The sequence below is a fragment of the Monoglobus pectinilyticus genome, from assembly GCF_002874775.1.
Classification (GTDB): Bacteria; Bacillota; Clostridia; order Monoglobales; family Monoglobaceae; genus Monoglobus; species Monoglobus pectinilyticus.
Genome location: NZ_CP020991.1, coordinates 574,678 through 598,309 on the forward strand (window position 1 = coordinate 574,678; position 23,632 = coordinate 598,309).

22 protein-coding genes and 2 pseudogenes are annotated in these 23,632 nt (G+C 38.2%); 4 read left to right on the forward strand and 20 right to left on the reverse strand.

Annotated elements, in window-relative coordinates; genetic code table 11:
• Nucleotides 1–562: 562 nt before the first annotated feature.
• Nucleotides 563–694, forward strand: a pseudogene (locus B9O19_RS12335) (tyrosine-type recombinase/integrase); the annotation flags it as partial.
• 397 nt (nt 695–1,091) lie between these two features.
• On the opposite strand, the gene B9O19_RS02600 reads toward B9O19_RS12335, so the two are convergent.
• The 15 genes and pseudogenes from B9O19_RS02600 to B9O19_RS02670 form a co-directional block, all read right to left on the reverse strand.
• Nucleotides 1,092–2,144: a Shedu immune nuclease family protein gene (locus tag B9O19_RS02600; protein ID WP_207655134.1), complete on the reverse strand. Its 1,053-nt coding sequence runs from the start codon at nt 2,142–2,144 to the stop codon at nt 1,092–1,094.
• Nucleotides 2,145–2,176: 32 nt separating this feature from the next.
• Complete coding sequence (locus B9O19_RS02605; protein WP_102364988.1) at nt 2,177–2,944, reverse strand: hypothetical protein; 768 nt, start codon at nt 2,942–2,944, stop codon at nt 2,177–2,179.
• Between the two features lie 11 nt (nt 2,945–2,955).
• Nucleotides 2,956–4,392, reverse strand: coding sequence for a restriction endonuclease subunit S (locus tag B9O19_RS02610; RefSeq protein WP_102364989.1), 1,437 nt, complete (start codon nt 4,390–4,392; stop codon nt 2,956–2,958).
• On the reverse strand, nt 4,386–6,404 hold the full coding sequence (locus tag B9O19_RS02615) for an N-6 DNA methylase (RefSeq protein WP_102364990.1): 2,019 nt from the start codon (nt 6,402–6,404) through the stop codon (nt 4,386–4,388). The genes B9O19_RS02610 and B9O19_RS02615 overlap by 7 nt, the downstream gene beginning before the upstream one ends.
• 24 nt (nt 6,405–6,428) lie before the next feature.
• Nucleotides 6,429–7,259: a nucleotidyl transferase AbiEii/AbiGii toxin family protein gene (locus B9O19_RS02620; protein ID WP_245862987.1), complete on the reverse strand. Its 831-nt coding sequence runs from the start codon at nt 7,257–7,259 to the stop codon at nt 6,429–6,431.
• Nucleotides 7,256–7,849 carry a type IV toxin-antitoxin system AbiEi family antitoxin domain-containing protein gene (locus B9O19_RS02625; protein WP_102364991.1) on the reverse strand — a complete coding sequence of 198 codons (594 nt, stop codon included), beginning with the start codon at nt 7,847–7,849 and terminating at the stop codon, nt 7,256–7,258. Before B9O19_RS02625 ends, B9O19_RS02620 begins: the two co-directional genes overlap by 4 nt.
• 155 nt (nt 7,850–8,004) lie before the next feature.
• Nucleotides 8,005–8,565, reverse strand: coding sequence for a hypothetical protein (locus B9O19_RS02630; RefSeq protein ID WP_102364992.1), 561 nt, complete (start codon nt 8,563–8,565; stop codon nt 8,005–8,007).
• A 14-nt stretch (nt 8,566–8,579) separates the two neighbouring features.
• Nucleotides 8,580–9,911 (reverse strand): relaxase/mobilization nuclease domain-containing protein, encoded by a 1,332-nt coding sequence (locus B9O19_RS02635; protein ID WP_102364993.1) that lies wholly within the window; start codon nt 9,909–9,911, stop codon nt 8,580–8,582.
• The gene (locus tag B9O19_RS02640) at nt 9,884–10,243 is read right to left on the reverse strand and encodes a plasmid mobilization protein (protein ID WP_158648898.1); all 360 of its coding nucleotides are present in this window, start codon (nt 10,241–10,243) and stop codon (nt 9,884–9,886) included. Before B9O19_RS02640 ends, B9O19_RS02635 begins: the two co-directional genes overlap by 28 nt.
• Nucleotides 10,244–10,350: 107 nt before the next feature.
• Entirely contained in the window at nt 10,351–10,707 is a 357-nt protein-coding gene (locus B9O19_RS02645; RefSeq protein ID WP_158648899.1) for a TnpV protein, read from the reverse strand.
• 74 nt (nt 10,708–10,781) lie between these two features.
• Complete coding sequence (locus B9O19_RS02650) at nt 10,782–11,015, reverse strand: complexin-2 (protein ID WP_102364996.1); 234 nt, start codon at nt 11,013–11,015, stop codon at nt 10,782–10,784.
• Nucleotides 11,016–11,092: 77 nt separating this feature from the next.
• Entirely contained in the window at nt 11,093–12,016 is a 924-nt protein-coding gene (locus B9O19_RS02655) for an AAA family ATPase (RefSeq protein WP_102366586.1), read from the reverse strand.
• Nucleotides 12,017–12,142: 126 nt separating this feature from the next.
• Nucleotides 12,143–12,472 (reverse strand): plasmid mobilization protein, encoded by a 330-nt coding sequence (locus tag B9O19_RS02660; RefSeq protein WP_102364997.1) that lies wholly within the window; start codon nt 12,470–12,472, stop codon nt 12,143–12,145.
• A pseudogene (locus B9O19_RS02665) lies at nt 12,462–13,540 on the reverse strand (site-specific integrase). The gene B9O19_RS02660 and the pseudogene B9O19_RS02665 overlap by 11 nt, the downstream one beginning before the upstream one ends.
• 1 nt (nt 13,541) lies before the next feature.
• Nucleotides 13,542–13,733 (reverse strand): hypothetical protein, encoded by a 192-nt coding sequence (locus tag B9O19_RS02670; protein ID WP_102364998.1) that lies wholly within the window; start codon nt 13,731–13,733, stop codon nt 13,542–13,544.
• A gap of 186 nt (nt 13,734–13,919) precedes the next feature.
• Between B9O19_RS02670 and B9O19_RS02675 the strand changes: the two genes are divergently transcribed.
• Both B9O19_RS02675 and B9O19_RS02680 read left to right on the forward strand, forming a co-directional pair.
• On the forward strand, nt 13,920–14,366 hold the full coding sequence (locus B9O19_RS02675; protein ID WP_102364999.1) for a helix-turn-helix domain-containing protein: 447 nt from the start codon (nt 13,920–13,922) through the stop codon (nt 14,364–14,366).
• Nucleotides 14,367–14,383: 17 nt separating this feature from the next.
• The gene (locus B9O19_RS02680) at nt 14,384–14,965 is read left to right on the forward strand and encodes a hypothetical protein (RefSeq protein ID WP_102365000.1); all 582 of its coding nucleotides are present in this window, start codon (nt 14,384–14,386) and stop codon (nt 14,963–14,965) included.
• A gap of 153 nt (nt 14,966–15,118) precedes the next feature.
• Here the strand turns inward: B9O19_RS02680 and guaA are convergent, their stop codons facing one another.
• The 3 genes from guaA to purC are packed head-to-tail and all read right to left on the reverse strand — an operon-like array spanning nt 15,119 to nt 18,883.
• Nucleotides 15,119–16,654, reverse strand: coding sequence for a glutamine-hydrolyzing GMP synthase (guaA, locus tag B9O19_RS02685; protein WP_102366587.1), 1,536 nt, complete (start codon nt 16,652–16,654; stop codon nt 15,119–15,121).
• A 34-nt stretch (nt 16,655–16,688) separates the two neighbouring features.
• Nucleotides 16,689–18,119 carry an amidophosphoribosyltransferase gene (gene purF, locus B9O19_RS02690; RefSeq protein WP_281254333.1) on the reverse strand — a complete coding sequence of 477 codons (1,431 nt, stop codon included), beginning with the start codon at nt 18,117–18,119 and terminating at the stop codon, nt 16,689–16,691.
• A gap of 47 nt (nt 18,120–18,166) precedes the next feature.
• On the reverse strand, nt 18,167–18,883 hold the full coding sequence (purC, locus tag B9O19_RS02695) for a phosphoribosylaminoimidazolesuccinocarboxamide synthase (RefSeq protein ID WP_102365001.1): 717 nt from the start codon (nt 18,881–18,883) through the stop codon (nt 18,167–18,169).
• 355 nt (nt 18,884–19,238) lie between these two features.
• Here purC and B9O19_RS02700 point away from each other — a divergent pair, with 355 nt between their 5' ends.
• Complete coding sequence (locus tag B9O19_RS02700; RefSeq protein WP_102365002.1) at nt 19,239–21,353, forward strand: YfbK domain-containing protein; 2,115 nt, start codon at nt 19,239–19,241, stop codon at nt 21,351–21,353.
• Nucleotides 21,354–21,455: 102 nt separating this feature from the next.
• Here the strand turns inward: B9O19_RS02700 and B9O19_RS02705 are convergent, their stop codons facing one another.
• Together B9O19_RS02705 and B9O19_RS02710 are read right to left on the reverse strand one after the other, a co-directional pair.
• Nucleotides 21,456–23,225: a recombinase family protein gene (locus B9O19_RS02705; RefSeq protein ID WP_102365003.1), complete on the reverse strand. Its 1,770-nt coding sequence runs from the start codon at nt 23,223–23,225 to the stop codon at nt 21,456–21,458.
• On the reverse strand, nt 23,222–23,620 hold the full coding sequence (locus B9O19_RS02710; RefSeq protein WP_102365004.1) for a recombinase family protein: 399 nt from the start codon (nt 23,618–23,620) through the stop codon (nt 23,222–23,224). Before B9O19_RS02710 ends, B9O19_RS02705 begins: the two co-directional genes overlap by 4 nt.
• Nucleotides 23,621–23,632: the final 12 nt, after the last annotated feature.

A 23,632-nucleotide genomic window follows, 5' to 3' on the forward strand; every position in this document is an offset into this window, starting at 1 on the left:
CATAAATTGTTTTGGACAAATACACCGGATTCTCTCCGTTCATATAATATACTTCGTCTGATTCTTTTAACGTAAACTTTCCATTTTTTGATACTCTATAACTATAATACATATCATTAGGATAAAATGAGGACCTGTTTTCATAGCACGGAGCATAATTATGTTTAGTAATCACTCCGTCTGCTGTTGTTTCAGTTGTGGAGTAAGCGTAGTTATACATAAAAGATCCTGAATAATCATATGTAATAACATTTTCTTGACTTCCATTGAGAACATCATAACGTTTAATGAGCCTTGCTGATTCCTGTCTTAAGCTATTATAACTATACATAGTTTTTGAATATTCATAATGTGTTGACGCACCTGTTGGATGGATAACATCGGTCAAAATATAAAAATTTCTATTTATAAAATTTGTTACGCTATATATTTCATCTTCATTATTTCCTTCCTGATATTTAAATGTTGTTTGTAATCCCTCCTGATTTGTGTAACTATCCAGTATTTGGGCATATGTGTCCATATTGGCTGTATTCATAGTTGACCTAATATTATATTTTTGATAGGACACGAAAGAGTACAGACTACAATGGAAACCTACAGTCATCTGTACCCGAACAAGCAAATCGAAGTCGCCAATCAGCTTGACAGGCTAATGGCTACAAAAAATACGGCTGATGTAGCCAATTTGTAGCCACTAAAAAGAGAAAATCCCGAAAAATGCCGCAGAGGCGGCACTTTTCGGGATTAGAAAGCACAATATTTGTTATTCCCACTCGCTAAGGGTTTTATTATCTCAAACAAATCAGTTAATAATCCGTTACACAGGAGATTTCTATTATTTATATTATACTGATTTTTTTGACTATTCACTATTTTGTTGCCATATTGTTGCCACGGCAACTGATAACCATCATTTTTTTCAGAAATAGTCAGTAATTGTTTTTATCAATTTCATTGATCTTCTTTAGGCAATTTGTGATCGTATTCTGTAATAAATCTTGCACGTTCAAAAAGTTCATCAAAAGTTAGTATTTCAACATTTTGAATATTTCGCCGAAAAAGCTCAAATGATTGTAATTTATCTTTGTTTATACCATTTTCAGTTTTAAATTCATTAAGTTTCCAATCACTAAAAATGCTTTGGGTTGATAACTATAAATTTCCTCTCCAGTAGGATTACCGCTTTTATCTGTTATTGAAAGTTTTTCAGACAAACTTTTTACTGCAGCTGCTACGGTTCCTTGGACTTGGGCGATAGCTCCAACCAATTCTCTCGAAGCAGCATAGCATCCCGAACGATATGATGTTATTTCAAGCAAATTCGTACTATCGGTCTTAATTTCAACAAAACAAAGGTTAGAAATAACCCCCTTTGTTTTCATTAACCCATCTACCCTTTTTCCATAACCATTGATATTAAATCCTTGTACAATTTGTTCTAATTTTTTGTCATCGAGACTACTTAAAAATACATATCCTAACCCATATCCAAAAATCCACGGATTCTTCTCAAAAAAAGTCTGCCATACCTTCTCAGAAGAATAGTTATACTTATTTTTTACATCAGAAAAATAATTTTTATCTACAAGAAACTTTTTAAATATTTCTATTTGCTTTTTTCTATAACCAATAGTTACAACATCTTCGTTTGTTATTTGAGAACGTAGTATATTCGAAAACAGTTCTTGATTTTCTTCGACCATTCGCTTTGCTTGCTGATCTGTTATTTCGATATACTCAATATCATCATCTGATAAACGCTGGTATCGTTTGCTGCCAAAATGCATAGTTTGAACATCTCTAATAAATGAATAAAGCTTTGTTATTTCGTCTCCGATAAACGCAAAGCCAAGTTTATGGGGATTTCCTGTTTTAGCAGTATATTCTTGTATATTTAAAACAAGAATATTTCTGCTGCCCTCAAAGACTTTTGCTGTAATGATGTTCTTGCCACCCACTGTTTCCCTTAATACAATTTCATCCTTGATTTTAACCATTTCATATGTTTCTTTTGAATCGATCGCTCTTGTCACAATACGAATACTATCTTCTATTCCATATTTATTTTTTATCGACGGGCTAATATATGTCTTCCCCTCGATTGGATCCATATAGCTATCTTGGTTCATTGTACCAAACATTCCTCCTTGAATTTTATTTTAAAGCAATTTCTTTAAAGGTGGTCAATAACTTCATATGCATACTTATAAACTCTGTTTGCTGCCTCGTCGGGTGAAATATCACCATGAGCTAGACAGCATCGTAGCATATAAAGAATTGTGATAATTGCTTGACTTCTTTTGTTAGAATCATTTATGAAGCTATATACTCCTATCTTTCTAGCTTCTTCTGATGTATCTAAAACACTAGTAATTATATATGGATTAAGTTTTTTGTAACATTGTAAACATTTAGTTTTTTGAGTATCTGACAATTGAATAAATATCGATTGTTGCTTTAAAGTTTCCTCATCGTATTCGTCTTGTTCAATATGTAGAATTTCTAATCCTGTACGATTATTTTTCACTGTGGTTGTTAATTTGCCTTGTGAGCGTAAACACTTATAATGTATATTTGAGTAATCAAATTTTTCTAAGTTATTCTTGTTTTTTACTGCTACCTCAGAAAATGATATTTGTTGTCTAACCCCAATGAACTCTTGCGTTGTAATTGCTGCATTCAACAGAGCTTCATGCAGTTTTACAAGATTATCTTGATATGTAAGACCTTCAGAATCCGTCGCATTTAATAAATTTGTCATATATGTTTTAAAACGATTGCTTTGTTCGGAAATGTACTCAATACATTTTTGATCTGTTCCCGGAGGAATTTCTCCACTAAATTTGTACCAAGCATTAAAAGCAACCCATGCTTTCATAAAAGCAGAAAAATAATCTATATTAATATTTATTGCCTCAATCCAGTCTTTATATCCAGCCACTTTTTCTTCACCTACCTAGCGTATATAACTTCTTCATCCATAATCCTTAAAGCTTCTTGCTCTAAAAGATATGCTTCATATCGCTTTTTGTTTGCCTCTAACGCCAAGCCATTAATTTTTTTTTGAATGTCTTCATTTTTAAGCAATGGGATTTCAACAGAAGCTAAGCTATTATTATCAATCATATCTACAACAGAGCCATAAGTTTGTCTGCGCACCAACTCATTACCCCATTCACTATTTAGAAAAATATAGATGTATCCAGCAATTTTTTCGTTAGCGGGTATTAATTTTAACACATTTTGACTCACTGCATATCCATTCCACTGCTTTGGTACAAGAGTAGTTATTCCGATTGTACCTCTATCGGTTACCAAAATTGTATTCTCCGTAACTTTTAGTTCCTTTTCATAACGTTTTTTATGAATCGGTTTAGATAGATACTTTTCAGTCTTGGGATTTAACTGTGTTATTTCTTTGCCTCCTAAAAAAGGATAGCCATAACCTTCTTCAACATATGTACGTTTGAAAACACCTGCAAGAATTATATCCTTACTTATTCGTTTATCACCTATATTGGTCACTTCCGCGGCATATTTATTAAGATGTTCAACGATTGCAGCAACAATCGGAACATGATATGAAGCATCAGCTCTTCCACACATGTGGCTTAATTTAATACTAAACGTGCCTACAGAAGCATCCATTTTGTAATAATCTACATTGAAATCCTTTATTGGTGGTAGTTTTAACTCTTGTATCAGCAATTCTGTCGCTTCATCAATCAAATCATTTGATTCGTCACGCAATTTATATGATTCTACTACTAAATCATTAATTTTTCCTTTAACTTCATCAGGAGCATTAGGAATCGGAACTGATGAAAGGTGTTCAGGTTCTATATGTGTAATAACAGCACCATAACTATTTGTAAGTAGAATTTTATTGCCAATTTTACTTTTTAAATAAGCGTAAATGTATCCTTGATCTACATTGTGCTTACAGTCTATTCTAAGTAAATCATGGCTGAAAATTAAATCATTTAGCGTTTCAGAAACATACGAAACTTTTCCAATTGTCCCTGAACAAGTCATTAAAATCTGACCTTTATGTACTCTTAAAGCGTCAATATTAGTTTGTGTTAAATGAGAAATATAACCATCAGGTGTGGGCTTAATATCAACTATTGTTGATGGTTGATATATTGGCATATCCGAATTCTCAACCCAAATTCGTTTAAATCTAGCACCCGTATATGATGTTGTCAATCCTTTTTCTCCGCCAATAGTTGTAAGCGGATATTTGCCGTTTGCTATTATCTGCCGAGCCCGTTTTGCTTCTACATCAAAAACACTTGCTTCGAGGCGTTTTCCTCGTGATATTACATCTGCCAAAGAAACAGAACACCATTTAAGAGAATCTTTACTCTCAGTAATATTATTTACCATGACAATCCCTCCTGCTTCTTCCAATCAGCAAAGATTGCCGGAACATCTGGAGTTTGGTCATCCTCAACTTTCTTTTTCTGTTCATGAGATACTACTGCACTTTCCTCGGTTTCACCATCCAGCAAAATACTATTTGTATCCGGAACAAGTATTTCATTTCCCTCTTTATCTCGCTTAAAGGTCGGATTACCTCGCTTATCGTGTCCAACTTTTTCAACCATAGCCATAAAAATATTATAATCAGCCATTGTTCCGCTTTTTTCTTCTGCATCTTTTTGTTCTTGAGTTTTCTTCTGCAAGAACAATACAGATGTTTGAGTACCATTTCTCGGCTGAAATGTATCTACATGCAAATCAACACTACCAATAATTCTATGGTTCTTTATTAACCATTCACGAATATATCCCAGTCCTGGAGAACCAAGAATAGAGTCAGGCAGCACAATCCCCATTCTGCCACCTTCAGTCAAAAACTGTGTGCATCGCTCAATAAATAGAATTTCAGGAGGAACGGAGGACTGTAAACGGTCAGTCATAGTCCATACTCTTGTTTTCTTATTATTTTCCCAAATGTGAGCAAGTTCAAACTGTTCCAAAATATTTTTATCCTTAACCGGAATTTTACTTCCGAACGGAGGATTGGTAACAATTACATCAAAGTAACCTATCGTTTTATAATTTCTCATTTCCGATTTATCAATTCCAAGCGCTTCTGCAAGCTTTGTACGGAACTCATCTGTCCATTCATGAGGTGGAAGCAACGAATTGGTCTGTAAAATATTACCGCTTCCATCGTTATTCATAACCATATTCATTTTAGTTGCTTTAACAAGATCAGGATTTATATCAAACCCAAAATAATAATTTGATGCCATTTCTGAAATTCTATCATTAAAAGTCCTTATAGAATCATTGTCCCAATCTTTACGTGGAGAACATATTTGTTCAGCAAATGCAATTTCAAGGTCACCAATTACATGTGTCATAGCGGTAACCAAGAACCCACCTGTTCCACACGAACTGTCGAGAATGCGCTCTTCCATTTTAGGATTAATCATCTCGACAACCATTTTCATTACATTTCTAGGCGTAAAAAATTCGCCTCTGTCACCGCGAAGGTTGGCACCAACTATTTCTTCATAGGCTTTACCCTTAATATCGATGTTGGTGTTAAGCAAGCTGTATTTTTGAAGTTCGCTAACAATATATGCAAGACTACGAGGAGCAAGTTTGATTTCATCATTAGAATCAAATATTTTGCCATGTTTTTTCTTAACACGCTCAAATATTTTTGATATACGTTTCTTTACAGTTAATTGCCCATCAGGATTAGAACGTTCCTCTGATGTAGTATAAAATTCAAGAGGATTGGGAATATTTCTTTCATCTTCAATTTTACAGAAAATAACTTTAAGCAGTTCAAAGAAAGCCGGTTGTTTCTGTAAACCATCATTTACATGAATGTGATTATGACATGTCTTGAACACAAATAGAAGATTATCATCATAAGCATTTTTAAGAGATGTTCTCTTTGGGCGATTTATGTCATCCAAGCTACCATCAGCAGAAGGAATATCGTTATAGTCCATAAAATCAATTTGCCCTTTATCATTTTTGAATTTTCTATAAACTTCCTTTTGCTTGCCATTTGTCCACATGCCCCATTCGCAGTTAGGGCAAGCAGACATGTAAGATTTTAGTTGCTCTACGCCCTCTTTAGCGTTTCGAGCCTCTACAGCTTCTTTTTTACATTCGATAATCAATTTTACATTTTCTTGTGTTTTTTCAGAACAATCCTTATTGAAAATAACAATGTCCGCTCGTGGTTTTCTTGAACCAAGCTGGAGAGTATATTCAATACTAATTTGCTTTGGTGAATATTTATGCTCATTTACAAGACGCTTTTCAATGGTTTGCCTAACATACTCTTCGGGGGTATCATTACGAAACTTACCATCTACGTAGTCACAAATTTTGCCTTCGGGGATTACAATTACTTTTGTATCAGCCATTATTTTTTCCTCCAATATTTCCTGTTATCTCAATGCTTCTTTTAACGATGAAATTATACTATCATACTCAATATTTTTAGCGTAATCAAACTGTTTTTGATAATTACTCCACATTTTCTTTAAATCCGAGCTTTCTAAAATCACGGTAATCGCATCATCAAAAGCCATTATCTGATTTCTTGTCCCTCTATGTTCAATAGTTTTCTTTAATGCTTCTTGAAATACCTCTTTGTCAAATTTCTGCGTTGTAATCAATATGTACGCATCATAAAAATCTCTCGGTCGAGTATTAAAAATACTTCTGCGTAAAATTGTTTCAATCTTTTCAGCCAAAACAGTTTCTATGTTATATGCCCATACTTCAAAAGTCAATGCTTCATCAAATATGCCCGTAAAATCAAATTTGACAGCACTCGGAGTAATAACATCACCGGTTGAAACATCTATTGTCACTGGAGTAACAATAGTTTCATATATAGCATCCAACGCCACCCGGTATCCTCCATAAATGTCGTCTTCTCTAATTGGTGATATTCCTTTTAAAGAAAAAATCACATCATCATGTAAGTCTATGGCAAATATATCTTTTAACGCTTTTTCAATAGCATCCGGTGTAAGTGGCAAATTTTTAAGAGTAGTATCCAAATCCATAGTTGCTCTATTGTCCAATCCAACAAGAGCAGCTACAAGCATTCCGCCCTTTAATACAAATTTCTCTTTGTATTCAGAAACAGACAGTCTGTTTAAAAACCGTTCAAACATATAGTTTTGTAAAATAACCTGCGCCGGAATATTTTTTGATTTTGCAATATTTCTGATTTTTGCCTTTAGGCTCATCGCCTTAGCATTACTCATAACAGCACCTCCATATAACTTCTCACCTGTGATAAAACTCCCATTTTACTTGCATACAAACTAAGATTGGCAAGATTTTTATGAGAGCTTGACGCATACTGTTTTATCGAAGAAAGAAAAGTTTCATCTGCAATTCGATTTCTGCTTCTGATAATATCGCAAATAGTTCTCTCCATGTCATATGTCCAAACTAAACTCCCCATTGTTGTAGGTAATTGCGTTTTTCCTAATTCGTGCAGATCGTCTTTGATATAATAAATTTTGCATTCGCTGCTAATTGAACGAGAGAGCGTTTTAGATGATGGAATTGTGACAGCATGCTCGAACGGTGTTCTTTCTGATATTTTATTTAAAAACAATGCGCTTTCGTGCGAAAAGATAATCAGATTTGAGCGAAGCTGCAGCGACAGCATTTCATCATGCAACTCCTCTGACAAAACATACTGCCCCATTGAAATTCGAGAAATTTTCCCATCCTTGCAAAGTTTAGACAAGCTCGCGCGACTCACACCTTGTTCAAGCGCAGTTTTTGTCTGTATTAGTCCATTATTTGAATTTGATATTTCTTTTAATATATCAATCGAATTCATCCGAATACCTCATTCTTATTATGATACAGAAATCATATCACATTTCTTGCCATTTGTCAATCTTTGTTTGATATTTAATACGAATTGCTAATCACGTTCTTGTCATTTGTCAAAAATGCCTATTCCACAAAACAGAATAGGCATTAAAGCAAATTTTATTTTGATTCCAATATCAATTTTCTTGCAATCGCAAACAAACCGCTGTCCACCGCCGGAATATCTCTATAGCAAGTATCCTTTGAAAATTCCACCTCTGGGTTAAACGATGGATTGACTGATTGATAAATTCGGATATGGACATTTTTAGCCGCTGTTTGATAATCAATCCGTTCCGCAACATATTCATCAATCACAGACGAAATAATCGCTTTTACTCGTTCAATATTTTCCGTATAAAACTCCGGTTTTAAATACATATCCCGATACTGCCGAATAGCATTGTTCGCCACATCCGCAAGTTCACCATAGCTATAGCCGCCCGTCTGTCCATTCAACCACGCTTCAAAAAGTATGGCATTGGATTTTGCTCTTGCATCGGCATATCCCAATCTATTTTGCACCTCAATAAAGATGCTGCCTATCAAATTCTCAGCCACAATAATAGCTTCTTCGCTCGTGTAGCATGGTGCCGATTCTCTCTGCACCTCTGCTGCGATTGCGCTGACCGGCAATACCATTGCCGCAATGATTAAAATAATAGCTTTTATAGTTTTCATAATGACCTCCAAACCTATCTTGTAAAATAATTTTTGTATACCACTTGACTTTTCCCCTGAACCTGTTGCTCAAGCTGTACGGCTTGTTTGTGCTTTTCCTGTATGCGTTTGGAATCCTCAACTATATCTTTGCACAACTTCACCTTTTTCCGTAGCTCGGATAGCTGTAGATTAATGTCCCTAATGTCTTTTTCACCGTCCGGCTTATCATAAAGCATTTGCCGTTCGGCGGTCAGCTTCAGGATGTCATCTTCTGCTGATTTTCGAAAAACTGCAAGTTGTTCAACCGTTTCAATATCATTTTCACACAGGAATTTAAATTGCTTTTGATACCGTTCCAATTTTGTAAGTTCCTCCCGCAGATAGAACGATACTCTCTGCGGCGTTTCCTTTTTGCGTATTCGACCGAACAGATATAAATAATGATAATACAAAGCCTTGAAGCCGTGTAATTTTTGCGGCTCGTATTTTTTCGCCCATGCGTTATAATCCACAGATGGACTCGAAAGTGATTTGATGCCGATTCTTGCCATTCTGATACGCTCTTGAATTTTTTCTTCGGTGTAATCTGCACCCAAGGATTTTAACCTGACAAACCTTTGTGAATACGACGGTTGTAGTGCAATATGTTTCACATTCTCGCCGTACTTAACCTCATACCCTCGCTGCTGTAATATACGCCAAAAATCTTTGTAAGTATAAGAGCATTTTATAATCTCGTCGATCTCCTCCCGAATCTGACCTCGCATCGTTGGCAAGCCTGCCTTTTCAGCTTTCCACTCCGCATAATGCTTGGATTTTCCGTATTCCGGATTTTCTATGACAGACAGCCCATACTCCCGGCACAATTTGTCCGAAGCATCACGCATGATGTTATACGCTTTAATGCCGCCCCTGAACTTTGCCCCATCGGTAAACGAAACAGAATTTAGGCAGAAATGATTATGCAAATGATCTTTATCAAGATGCGTTGTAACTAAAATCTGAAATCGCTCACCCCACAATCTTTTTGCCAATTCCACGCCGACCTCATGTGCCAAATCCGGCGTGACTTCACCGGGCGGAAAACTTTGATAGCCGTGATAAGCTAAAACTTTGTCCGTTTTATCAAACTGCTTTTTCGTCATAATCATTTGGTCACGGGCAATATCCGAAGAACAGTTGATTCCTGTAACATATAACCGCTGGTGCGTTTTATCAGCATTTTCAGCATAGCGGATAACATCTTCCAGCGCCTGTAATTCTGAATCCGTATATTTGGCGCTGTCTGTCTTCTCCGGATTTTTGACATAATTGATTACGCTGTCCAGCCTGCCTTTTATAGACCATATTCTTGTAGTAGCCATGCTTCATCACCCCTTTCGGGAAGTATCTGGTATCTGGAAAGCTCCAGCAGCACCTCGTTGAGCTTTTTCACATTTTCCTCATAAGCCTGAACCTGAATAAAGCCTTTTGCATTTGCCACCTTTGCAATCTGATTGATGCTGTTTCCAATCGCATTCAACTCCCGTGTCATATTATAAAAATCTGCTGTTGGTTTTTCCTTTGGCTTCACTCCCAAAAGCAGCATCCGCAAATATTGCTCTTTAGAAACACCGACCATTTGTGATTTTTTATTCAACAGCTCCGCCTCTTTATCGTTGAGACGGAGCGTCATTTTGTGGTTTCTTTCCCTCATAAAAATTCTCCTTTCGTCTTTTCGGGTATTAGGGCGGCGCACTAAATAGGAGAATTTGGACATCCAAATGCTATGCTTGTTAGAACATTAGAACATTACGTTCCTACTCACACATAAATCAGCTCGTGATTTATGACCTCTTCTGCAGAGGCTTTTACGTTATTAAAATGTCCTACCCACTCCATTTGATGTGTCGCCTTATCAGGCGCAGATTTCTCTGCCGCACTAATAAATTGTTTTAAAATTTTCCGTGCCTGAACATCGACTTCATGCAGATGTTCGGACAGATTTCCTGTTGATAGAAGATAGCTGTAATGACATCTTCTATACTCTTTAAGGTATCGCTCCCTTGCCCTGCCATATTTCCCGATGGTGAATTTTTCCTCTAAAATTGTTAAATCCGGAATCAAGTAATCACCGCATTGTTTGTAAGTACCGCCCATTTGTTCATAAATTGATTTCATCGTATCGCCGCTCCTTTTCGTAATTATGTTTACAGGAATGTGCCACATTCCTGTCATAGTGGTTAGCGTAAAATTTACCACCTAAAATCCTTGTGCATACCAACCGTATCCAAATATTTCTGCCTTGCCGCTTGTTTTTCTTCTTCGGTTTCGGCTGTTTTATACTCAGTATAATGCTGATGCCGTATCATGGAGTCCAGCTTATCTTGCAGACCTTTTGCAATTTCTTCTGTATCATCATAATCTTCTGCCAGATGATACAGTAATAATTTGACAAACAGTTCATAACTGATTTGAACATTTTTCATTTCATATCTATCCTTTCAAGATGGTAAGGCGGCAAGGTGACCTTTTCTATACAATAGGGCATCTTGCCATCTTGTATTTATTCCAAGCTCCAATGCCACTGATTATTGAAGCGTTTCGACTGTACCTTTAACGCCTCTTTCGCATTTCTCAAGGTTTTTTCGGATATGCCTTTTTCAGCGGCAATCCGCATAATCTCAGATTGTGCCATCGGACCGTTTGACAGGGTATTTTCAAGAAAATCCATTGCCACCTGTTTTTTCGTGCCTTTTGCTGCACCGGAAAGCAAATCGTCTGCCGTAACATCATATTCACCTATCCATTCAAAACCGTTTTCTTCGCTCAATTTGAAAGCAATGGATTTTTCTTCGGGTGCAAGCGAGCTTTTCACTTGACAGACTACCCGTATTTCCGGCTCCTCCTTAATTCTGCCGACAATCAAGACGCTTCTTGCGGCGGCTTGAAAATCTATGGAGCCGAGTCCTCTGTATGCCGACTTGCCGATACCGGATTTATTCATGTGCCCGATTAAAATAATGGCACATTGGTACTTTTCAGCCAGTTCTGCAATATGCTTCATAACAGGCCGGATTTCGTTTGCCCGGTGCATATCCACATCTGCACCTAAGAAACCTTGTATGGGGTCTAACACCACGAGTTTGGCATTTGTTTCAATGATAGCCTGCTCCAGCCGAATATCACGCATGGTAAGCGGTACATCTCTATCATCAATCACAAGCACTTTCGAGCAATCCGCATCAGCGGATAACAGCCGAGGTTTGATGGTATCCGACAACCCATCCTCTGCGGTTTGATAAATTATATTGACAGGCACTTTTGCGGCTTCGTTTACGATGGGTTCGCCTTTGGTAAGCCGTGCAATAATTTGCAGTACCAGCGTTGTTTTCCCTTCACCGGGGTCGCCCTGAATAATTGTTATTTTTCCATACGGGATAAACGGATACAGTAGCCATTGTACTTCTTCCACCGCAACATCCTGCATATTGATTAGTTTTAAATTGCTCAATTTTTTCACCTCCCATTGAAAAATCAATAGGAATGTGGTAAAATACCGTTGTTGGGATGGTGGTTTTACCACATTCCTTGCCTTGATGTATTTGCCGATACATTAAGGCTCTTTCTTTTCTTCAAGACCGTTATAAGTTTCCGCAACCAGCTTGAGCGTTGCAAGAAATTCATCCGACAGTTCTGAAACACGCTCTATCCGTTTCAGTTCCTCCAAAATCTCCGTCATTTGATTCCTAAGCGCCTTGAACACCCTCGGATTGCCTTGCACAACCACATTCCGCTCCATACACCGCCGGTAACAGTATTCCTGCTTTGAAAGTCCCGATAATGCTACCGCCCGCTTGATTTCCTCATTTTCTTCAGGCGATACACGGAATCCTACGGTGATACTGCGAAAACGGTTGTGCCTGTCTACATTTTTAGCTGACAACTTGCTCACCCCTTTCAATGTTCAATTTGTCCGCCATTTCTTTTTGTACCGATGGAAACATATGAGCATAATTGTATGTAATATCAATGCTTTCATGCCCGACTCTGTTTGCTATGGCTACCACCGAAAATCCCAAATCTATCAAAAGCGATATGTGGCTGTGCCGCATGGAATGGATGGAAATGCGTTTTATCCCGGCGCCTGTGAACCTCTGTCCATTTCATGATGTAGATAACTTTTCGTTATCATAAAAAGCCTGTCATTTGCACGAATACCGTATAAACTGTTGATAAATTCTTGAATTTCTTCACATAGGAAATCGGGAAGGTCTATTACCCTGTTGCTTTTTTCAGTTTTAGGCGTTGTTATAACATCTCGTCCTTTTAACCTTTGATATGATTTTGTTATGGAAACGGTCTTTTTGTCAAAGTCAAAATCTCCCGGTGTGAGTGCCAATAATTCTCCAAGCCTGATGCCTGTCCAATACAGCATTTCAAAAGCGTAGAACGATATTGGCTTGTCCATCATTTCATCAGCAAATTTCAAGTACTCCTCCTTTGTCCAAAACTCCTTTTCCTTGTTTTTGGCTTTTCCCATATTGCCAACCTTTGCCGCAGGATTTTGAGATAATTCATAAAATTTTACTGCGTGATTGAATATAGCACTAAGCTGGTTGTGCAAAGTTTTGAGATAAACCGGAGAAAATGGTTCCCCGTTTTCATCCCTGTGATTTATCATTTCATTCTGCCAACATATCACATCTTTGGGTTGTATCTCTGACATTCGCTTTTTTCCAAAATAGGGAATTAACTTTTTGTCAATGATAGAATCCTTGGTTTCCCATGTATTTTCTTTGATTCTTGCCCCTAAATCCGTTCTATACAGTTCAATAAAGCTTTCAAATGTCATATCAATGTCGGCTTTTGCTTTATTTAGCTGTTCCCGTTCCCAAGCCTGTGCTTCACGCTTGGTTTTAAAGCCTCGTTTCTGTGTTTGTTTCCGTTCGCCTGTCCAGTCGGTAAAACGATATACGGCTCTCCATTTATCGCCATCTTTGTAAATTGCCATCTCACATTCTCCTTTCGTTGCTTTGATATTGTACTTTTTCTAAAAAATATTGTTTGCTGACTCTGCCTGCAATCGTATGATAGCCTTGCTGCTGCAATTCGGAATTCAGTTTCCTAATGACTTTATAAGCATACGACTTTGAAACGCCAAGAATTTGCATGACTTCATCAACTCTTAAAAAGTATTTTTCCATCTTAATGCCTCCTCGCAAATATATTTGCATTAACAAATTAGATAATGTAAATATATTATAACCAACTCATTCGATAATGTCAATAGTTTTTCTGAAATTTTATTAGCTTTTTTATTCTATATAGTTGACCAACTCAAACGAATATGTTATAATGTGTAGTATAATACAGAGATTGGAGCTTTTAAAATGGCTATTGGTGAACGAATAAAATTTATAAGAAACCTGCATGGAGCAACGCAGAAATGGCTTGGATTGAAGCTGGGTTTTAGTGAAAAGACCGCCGAAACTCGTGTGGGACAATATGAAATAGGTGTCAGAACGCCTAAAGATGAAATGATAAAAGATATTGCAAATATTTTCGGCGTATCTCCGCAGGCTATTAAACTCCCGGATATTGATAATTATAACGCTCTGCTGCACACCTTATTTGCAATAGAGGACATATACGGCTTGACCGTTAATATGTTAGATGACGAGCTTTGTCTTACATTAGACAGAGAAAACTCGTCTTATTTTCCTGTGTACGATATGCTTCGTGCGTGGAATAAAGTTGCCCGCAAATACAGGAATGGTGTAATAACAAAAGAGGAATATGATAATTGGCGTTATAACTATCCAGAGAGCAAAATATAATTTTTAGGAGCACCATAATGAAAAGTTGGAAAGTTAAATTTTTGGAAAGTGCTTTATTGGGAGTTACCACAAATACAAATAATCCAGATATTGTTTTTTCAAAATGCGTTAATTTAGCATATAAGGATATGTTGACTGCTGGACGCTATTACGCTTCAATGTTCCAATATACAAAGGATGAAATTTGCCAAAATGTAAAAAAGCTGATTACCGAAAACAATTTTACTTTTTCTCGCAACCTAATTTATGAAATTTCACTGTTATTTAGCAACAATGAAATAATAGGAACGGGAAATAAATATGTTACAAGATATGGTCTTGCACAAAAACTTATTAATATGACATTCAAATATCTTTATATTTTTAGTGACTACATTTTTGTAAACTACATAACGCCTGACTTTTCGAATTGTGATTGCCCATTAGATAGTATCATTCTTGGTAAGGCTGATATTAAAGATTGTGTTTGGAGTAAATTGACAGCAAATCAATATATGCAATGCCAGAAAAAAATATCAAATATTTTAAAGTCATCTAAAAATCTTGATTTTGAATTAATAACACTTGGTAACCTTGCTTACGATTTTTTAAATTGGTAATATAATATTCATATAAACAACAAAAGAGCTAACCGACATCAAAATCAGTTAGCTCCTATTTTTATAGATAATTTAATGTTGCCAAATCGTTGCCAATTTCAGTGTCAAATGCTCGCAAACCGCATGGTTGAGCCATTTATGGGTGATGATGGGTCATTCCCACTCGATGGTTGCGGGGGGTTTTGAAGTTATGTCGTAAACTATTCTGTTTACGTGACTGACTTCGTTTACTATTCTTCTGCTTACTATATCCAATATATCATATGGGATTCTTGCCCACTCCCCTGTCATGAAGTCTGTGGTTGTTACCCCTCTCAATGCTATGGTGTAGTCATATGTACGCTCATCGCCCATCACTCCTACACTTCTCATATTTGTCAGCACTGCAAAATATTGGTTTATTTCTCTGTCCAGTCCTGCTCTGCTAATCTCTTCTCTGAATATAGCATCGGCGTCTTTTAATATCTCAAGCCTGTCCTTGGTTATCTCTCCGATACATCTTATTGCAAGTCCGGGTCCCGGGAAAGGCTGTCTCCATACCAAATACTCCGGAATTCCCAGTTCCATTCCCAGCTGTCTTACCTCGTCCTTAAAAAGACTTCTGAGCGGCTCTATTATTTCTTTAAAGTCAACATAATCAGGCAAGCCGCCTACGTTATGATGGCTCTTTATAACAGACGCGTCGCCTGCTCCGCTCTCTATAACATCGGGATATATTGTTCCCTGAACAAGATAATCTACTGTACCAATCTTCTTTGCTTCCTGCTCAAAGACTCGGATAAATTCCTCGCCGATTATTTTTCTTTTAGTCTCCGGGTCTGACACTCCTGCCAGCTTGTCCAAAAATCTGTCTTCACAGTTAACGCGAACAAGGTTCATGTCAAACTGATTAGTGAATATATCCTCAACCTGGTCACCCTCATCTTTTCTCAACAGACCATGGTCCACGAATATACAAGTAAGCTGTTTGCCTATTGCTTTATAGAGCAGAACAGCCGCAACGCTGCTGTCCACTCCGCCGGACAAAGCGCACAGAACTTTTTTATCCCCAATTTTATTTTTGGCAAACTCTATATAATTCTTTGCGTAATCAGACATAGTCCAGTCTCCGCTAAGCTTGCATACATTATACAAAAAGTTTTTTATCATATCTTTGCCAAACGGAGTGTGATTAACTTCCGGATGGAATTGAACGCCATAAAAACCTTTTTCTGCGTTTTCAAACGCCGCCATTGGACAGTCCTCTGTCTTTGCCACAACTCTGAAACCGTCAGGAAGCGAATACACCTTGTCAGTGTGGCTCATTAGACATTGGTTTTTATCTGCAATCCCGTCAAAAAGAACTCCTGTTGTGTCGAGTGTTATATCCGTCACTCCGTATTCACGAGTATCGGCATGGTGAACAACACCGCCGAGCGACATGCTCATCAGCTGCGCGCCATAGCATATACCCAGGATAGGAATACCCAGTTCAAAAACTTGAGAATCCACCTTCGGCGCGTCATCATCAAAAACACTGTTAGGTCCGCCGGTGAAAATTATTCCCTTAGGATTTAAAGCCTTTATTTCATCAACAGTTTTTGAGTACGGAACAACTTCGCAATACACATTTGCTTCACGCACACGTCTTGCTATAAGCTGGTTATACTGTCCGCCAAAGTCGATAATTACTATTGTTTCATTCTGCATATGTTTTACCTTTCTGTAAGCCGCAAAAGGGCAATTATCTATTATTTTCCTGAGGAACATACACCGGATATTTTCCGGTAAAGCAAGCGTCGCACATGCCGCATTTTGTTCCCTCGGCAATCTTTGATAAAGCCGAAATAGACAAGTATGCCAAAGAGTCAGCGCCTATATGCTTACAAGTCTCCTCGACAGACATCTTACAGGCAATCAAATATTTCCTGTCGGCTATGTCTGTGCCAAAATAACAAGGATTTTTAAACGGCGGCGATGAAATTCTGACATGAACCTCTTTGGCTCCCGCATCGCGCAGAAGCTGAACTATACGTCCTGAGGTTGTACCTCTTACAATAGAGTCGTCAATCATTATAACTCTTTTTCCGTCAACCGCTTCACGCATTGCGTTTAATTTTATCCTCAATGCAGACTCACGTTCTTCCTGAGTAGGCTTTATAAATGTTCTTCCGATATATCTGTTCTTGATAAATCCAACGCCATACGGTATTTTTGACTCTCTTGCATAACCTAAAGCCGCGTCTATTCCCGAATCCGGTACGCCGATTACAACATCCGCGTCCACAGGGCTTTCCTGAGCTAAATACTTACCTGCATTCAGTCTTGCAGCGTGAACGCTTCCGCCGTCAATCATGCTGTCAGGACGAGCAAAATAGATATACTCAAATATACAGGTAGCTGTCGGCTGTCCGCATCTATCCCTGTAAGAACTGAGTCCGTTCTCGTCTACAACAACGACCTCGCCCGGTTCAACATCTCTTATATACTCCGCCCCGATTGAATCAAGGGCACAGGTTTCTGACGCAAATACATAAGAATTCTTTATCTTACCGATACACAGCGGTCTGAATCCTTGAGGGTCGCGCGCCACAACCATACGCTTAGGCGTCATTATAATCAGAGAGTATGCTCCGCTGATTTCACCCATAAGCTTCATCATAGCTTCGGCAGTGGAATTAGTCTTAATACGTTCTTTAGCCATGAGATGAGCAATTATCTCACTGTCATTATTGGTTTGGAAAATCGCGCCCTTATCTTCCAGCTCTTTTCTGATTTTATCTATATCCACAAGGTTACCGTTATGAACCAAAGCAAACGTACCTTTTTGATATTTGGAAACAAGAGGCTGAGCATTTTCACGGCTGCTTGAACCTGCCGTTGTATAACGGACATGTCCGACAGAAGCACAGCCCTGAAGCTCATTTAACACAAAACTATTGAATACTTCCTGAACCAGTCCCATATCCTTATATTGCAGAATTTGGATTTTTCCGTCCTCGTCAATATTGTTTACAGCAATTCCGCAGCTCTCCTGACCCCTGTGCTGGAGTGCGTAGAGCCCATAATACGTAAGCCGGGCAACATCAAGATTATCACCCATATCATAAATACCGAAAACTCCACATTCTTCATGAAGTGAATCGGAACCAAAAATCTCATTATGTTTACTCACAAGAAACCTCCTAAACGATTTCAGCTGACGCTGTATATTTTTATAATTTAAACAGTTTCACCCATTAAACGTTTCATAATTTCTTCATAAGCGTTCTCAACACCGCCCATATCACGTCTAAATCTGTCTTTGTCGAGTTTTTCATTTGTGTCCTTATCCCAGAAACGGCAGGTATCCGGAGAAATCTCATCGGCAAGAACAATAGTGCCGTCACTTGTTTTACCAAACTCAAGCTTAAAGTCGATAAGTTTGATTCCCAAATCAAGCAAATACTTCTTTAAGATTTCATTAACTTTAAACGCATACTTAGCTATAGTGTCAATTTCTTCCTGAGTTGCAAGACCTAAAGCTAAAACATGATAAGAGTTGATAAGCGGGTCGCCCAAATCGTCGTTCTTAAGACTGAACTCAAGCGTTGGAGCCAATAACTCCTTGCCCTCTTCAACGCCATATCTCTTTGAAAATGAACCAGCCGCTACGTTTCTGATTATAACTTCAAGAGGTACTATTGTAACTTTCTTAACTAATGTTTCCCTATCGGAAATCTCTTTAATCAGATGAGTTGGAATCCCCTGATCTTCAAGCATCTTCATAAGATGGTTGGTAACACGGTTATTAATAATACCCTTAGACTGGATTGTTCCCTTTTTTTCACCGTTAAACGCTGTCGCGTCATCTTTGTAGTCAACCATTAAAACTTCAGGGTCGTCAGTCTTAAATACTTTTTTCGCCTTGCCTTCGTAGAGCTGTTCAAGTTTTTCCATTACAATTCCTCCAATATATATAAATATAAATTAACAACAAAAATACAGTATAATTGTAATACATTCAATAATAAAATGCAAGAGTTAAATATAAGAAAAAAATAAAATTTTGTCTAAAGTTTTTTTGCCGAAAAAAATAAAAATGTGTAAACTTGACATATTTATATAATAAATTTATATCACTTGCAGTATGTGATTTGTTCATAATAGTTCCGTTTAAAACATAATCAATAGTTTTTATGAGTTAATAATCAAATTTTTCGAATAATAAAATATATATTATTTACATATTTTGGGAACTAATATTTGATTGATTCGTCTAATATAACATAAATCACATGGGAGGTTTTATGTCATGAAAAAACAAATTTCATTATTGGTTGCTTCTGCTATGCTGCTCTCATCTTCTGCGGCTATGGCGGCGCAAAGCGATGAAGCAATAAAATCTATGCAGAATGCAGGAATAGTTATAGGGGATGAAAACGGAGATTTACAATTGGACAGCCCGGTTACCCGTGCTGAGTTTTCTAAATTAATCTATGAAGTTCTTGAATCAGAAAATTCATCAATACTAAACTTTGATGATACCTCTTTAGAATTTTCAGATATTAATTCAGATTTTTGGGCTTATAACTATATAATGCCGCTAAAGAACGCAAATATTATTAACGGCTATGAAAATCAAGCCTTTATGCCAAATGAAAACATTTTATTTAAAGAAGCCGCAAAGATTGCGGCTGTCTCCGCAGGAATTATTTCAACCAATAAAAATTATCCTTTAGATTATATCGCAGCCGCAATAGATAACGGACTTATGGACGGGGTTCAAGCGCTTAGCGAACAAGCTATATCACGCAGTGACGCAATCAATATTGCATATAATATAAAAAACTTTTTAAATCTAAAAACTGAAATCAGCAATGCAGAAAAAGCTAAACAGGATGAGACTAATAATAACAATTATAATTACACTCCACAACAAAGTGTAACCGGCAGTACATCCGGCGGAAGCGGAAACGGAAGCGGAGGCGGAGGTTCAGCGATAAACTCATCTAACAGCACTTCTTCTGTTCCGTGGTATCCGAGCTTTGACACAGAGGAATATACAAAAGAAGACGAAAATATTTTTAAAAATCCTCTTACATCACCGTTTTCCACTTTCTCAATTGATGTTGATACTGCGTCTTACAGCAACATGAGAAGGTTTATTCTAAATGGACACATGCCGAAGTACGGCTCTATAAGAACTGAGGAGCTCATAAATTACTTTGATTACGACTATCCTCTCCCGGAAGATGGAACACCTTTCTCAGTATCCTCTGAAACTGCTGTGTGCCCATGGAATTCTGATAATAAACTGACTATGATTTCTATTAAGGGAGACGAAATTCCAATCGAAGAACGCAAACCCAGCAATTTAGTATTTTTGATTGACGTTTCAGGTTCAATGTTTTCAGAAAACAAACTTCCGCTCGTAAAAAAATCTTTGAATTTGCTCCTGAGCAGACTTGATGAACGAGACACAATATCGCTTGTCACATACGCAAACGGCACCAATATAGTTTTAGACAGCGTTAACGCATCAGATAAAGAAACTATTAAAAATGCTGTATTTTCATTGCAGGCATGCGGCGGAACAAACGGATATGACGGTATAAACAAAGCCTATGAATTGGCAGAGAAAAATTTAAAAGACGGTAACAACCGAATTATATTATGTACCGACGGTGATTTCAATATTGGACCTTCTTCAACTACAGAACTTGAGCAACTGGTGACCGAAAAACGCAGCAAAGGAATATTTGTCAGCGTGCTTGGTTTTGGAACTGGGAATTACAAAGACAACAGAATGGAAATTTTGGCTGACAAAGGCGATGGAAACTACGCATATATAGACAACATCAAAGAGGCCAAAAAAGTATTAGCTGATGAAATGATAAAAACTTTGTATCCAATAGCCAAAGACGTTAAGCTTCAAGTTGAATTTAATCCATCTAAAGTTAAAGAATACAGACTTGTAGGATACGAAAATAGAATACTGAACAATGAAGATTTTGAAAACGACGAAAAGGACGCCGGTGAACTTGGCGCCGGGGCTGTTGTAACCGCTTTTTATGAAATTGTTCCGGCAGACGGGACTGAAACGCAGGACTTTAGATACCGGGATACAAATGCAAAACCGTCTGACGAGCTTATGTATCTTAAAATCAGGTATAAGGACCCTGACGGCACTGAAAGCAAACTTATAGAAGAGCCTATCGGTTCAAATATAAATTCCAATCCGTCTGAGAATTTCAAGTTCGCTTCCGCAGCAGCCCAGCTTGGAATGATTTTAAATGATTCAGAATATAAAGGATCGGCTACTCTTGAAAATGTAATTAAACAAGCGCAATCAGGGGTTGGTGAAGATGAATTTGGATTTAAGCATGAGTTTATTCAGCTTGTTGACCTTATAAAATATATAAATTAAGATATTGTTTATGCTATACTTTACTACGGTATTTAAAACCCGCCTTCTAATGGGGCGGTGAATTAAGAAAACATTTTAGCAAGGAACGGTGTAGCCAAACGGCTATGCCGTTCTTTGCTGTTTTTCCGTTGTATTTTGGGCTTTTTCTTTCGCCCGTTCAAAATCAAATGCACCGATGAAGTTGTATACAATCGTGATTTCCCTTGTCTTGGATTTTTTGTCGGTATGGGAAACTTCGATACGGTCTATAAACTCCCGTAGCATAGCAGCGTCAAGCTGCTGCATATCGGTGTACTTCTTTACCGCGCTGATAAACGCTTTAACGTTGGTCTTTTGTTTTTCCTGCTGCTTGATTTCTTCCCGTAGCACTTCTGCCATAGCTTTTAGATTGCTCTGCTCCAATTCGTAATCATGGGACATTTTGATAAACCGTTCGTCAGACAATTTCCCGGTTACATTGTCCTCATATAAATGCTTAAACAGATTATCCAACTCGGCAATACGGGTTTCAGCTTTGGAAAGTGTTTCGCGCTTGCGGGAAAACTCTGCGTCGCGCTCTCGCAAACGGCTGTCTGCTGCTTCCTGCACAAACTCGGCTTCATGCTCTGTTACATAGTCGATTGCTTCCCGTAGGTTTTTCAAAACGATTTCATACAGAACAACATTTTTGATTGAATGGGTCGTACACAAGTCTTTGCCTTTCCGATAGGTTGAACAGATAAAATACTTCTGTTCTTCGGTGAAGTTCGTTGCTCGGCATTGATACATTTTACCGCCGCACTCTGCACAATAAAGCAGCCCGGAGAAAATACCCATATCGCCCATTTTGGTGGGGCGGCGGCGGGATTTGCGTATGTTCTGCACAATGAGAAATACACTTTCCTCTACAATCGGCGGCTGCGTGTTCTCAAAGATCACCCATTCGGACGGGTCGTTCCACAACTTCTTTTTGCTCTTGTAGGATTGCTTTCGGGTCTTGAAGTTTACGGTATGCCCTAAATACTCTATCTTTTCAAGCATACGGGAAACCGTTTCATTCGTCCACTTGTACGGGTTTGCCCCCGGCTTCGGCTTGTTGCCGACTTTCATACCCTTTGACAACCAATAGAAAGTAGGATTGAGGATTTCGCTTTTCTCTAACCATTTTGCAATTTGTGTCGGTCCCATGCCGGAAACGCACAATGCGAAAATCTGCTGCACAACGGCTGCGGCTTCCTCGTCAATAATCCACTTCTTTTTGTTGTCGGGGTCTTTCATATAGCCATAAGGCGGGATTGTAGTAAGGTGTTCGCCGGATTTTCCCTTTGATTGCCAAGTAGCGCGTATCTTCTTTGAAGTATCGCGGGCATACATTTCGTTGAACACGTTGCGGATTGCGGTAAACTCGTTTTCGCCCCGCGTACTGTCAACTCCGTCATTAACCGCGACAAAATGCACGCCAAAATCGGGGAACAGCATATCGGTGTAGAAACCGACTTGCAGATAATCACGCCCGAAACGGGACATATCTTTGACGATAACGCGCTTGATTTTTCCAGCTTTTATATCGGCAAGCATACGTTGAAATCCGGGGCGGTTGAAGTTTGTACCGGAATACCCGTCGTCCTCGTCATAATGTCGATAAGCGGTAATTCCATGCTCCCGGCAGTACCGTTCCAATATCTTCTTTTGGTTGGCAATACTGTTGCTCTCACCCTCTAATTTGTCCTCTTGTGAAAGGCGTTCATATAAAGCCGTTATGCCCTCGTCCTGCGCTTCCTGCTGCTGATCGCGCACATAGAATTGCAAAACATTATTTGAAATGGCTTCGCGGACTTCTTCGCTTAACACTTTGGGGACAGCAATCTGCTGAAAAGAAAAGGTCTTTGTCATTTGCACTCACCACCTTTCGCGGCAAGTGCAGCATATAGCTGTCTGTTCCAATCCAGCGTTGCATGGTCGCCGTTGATTGTTTCCAGAGAAATGCCCGTAGAAACGGCGTAATCTGCAAAAGCAAGCACATCTAAACTGTTACGGGAAATACGGTCAAGGCTCGTAGCAACGATTTTACTAATGCGCCCGTCGCTCATATCCTGCTGCATGAGGGAAAATGCGGGACGGTTAAAGTTCAAACCGTTATAACCGTTATCCACATACAGCGCAAAGGCGGCAATCCCGTTTTGGCTTGCGTGGTAAAGAAGTTTTTGCATTTGATTGTCAAGGTACAAAGTATCTATTTGTTGCGCCGCACGAAAATAGTATGCGGTCAATTTATCCGACTGTTTCATGTTACCTCCTAT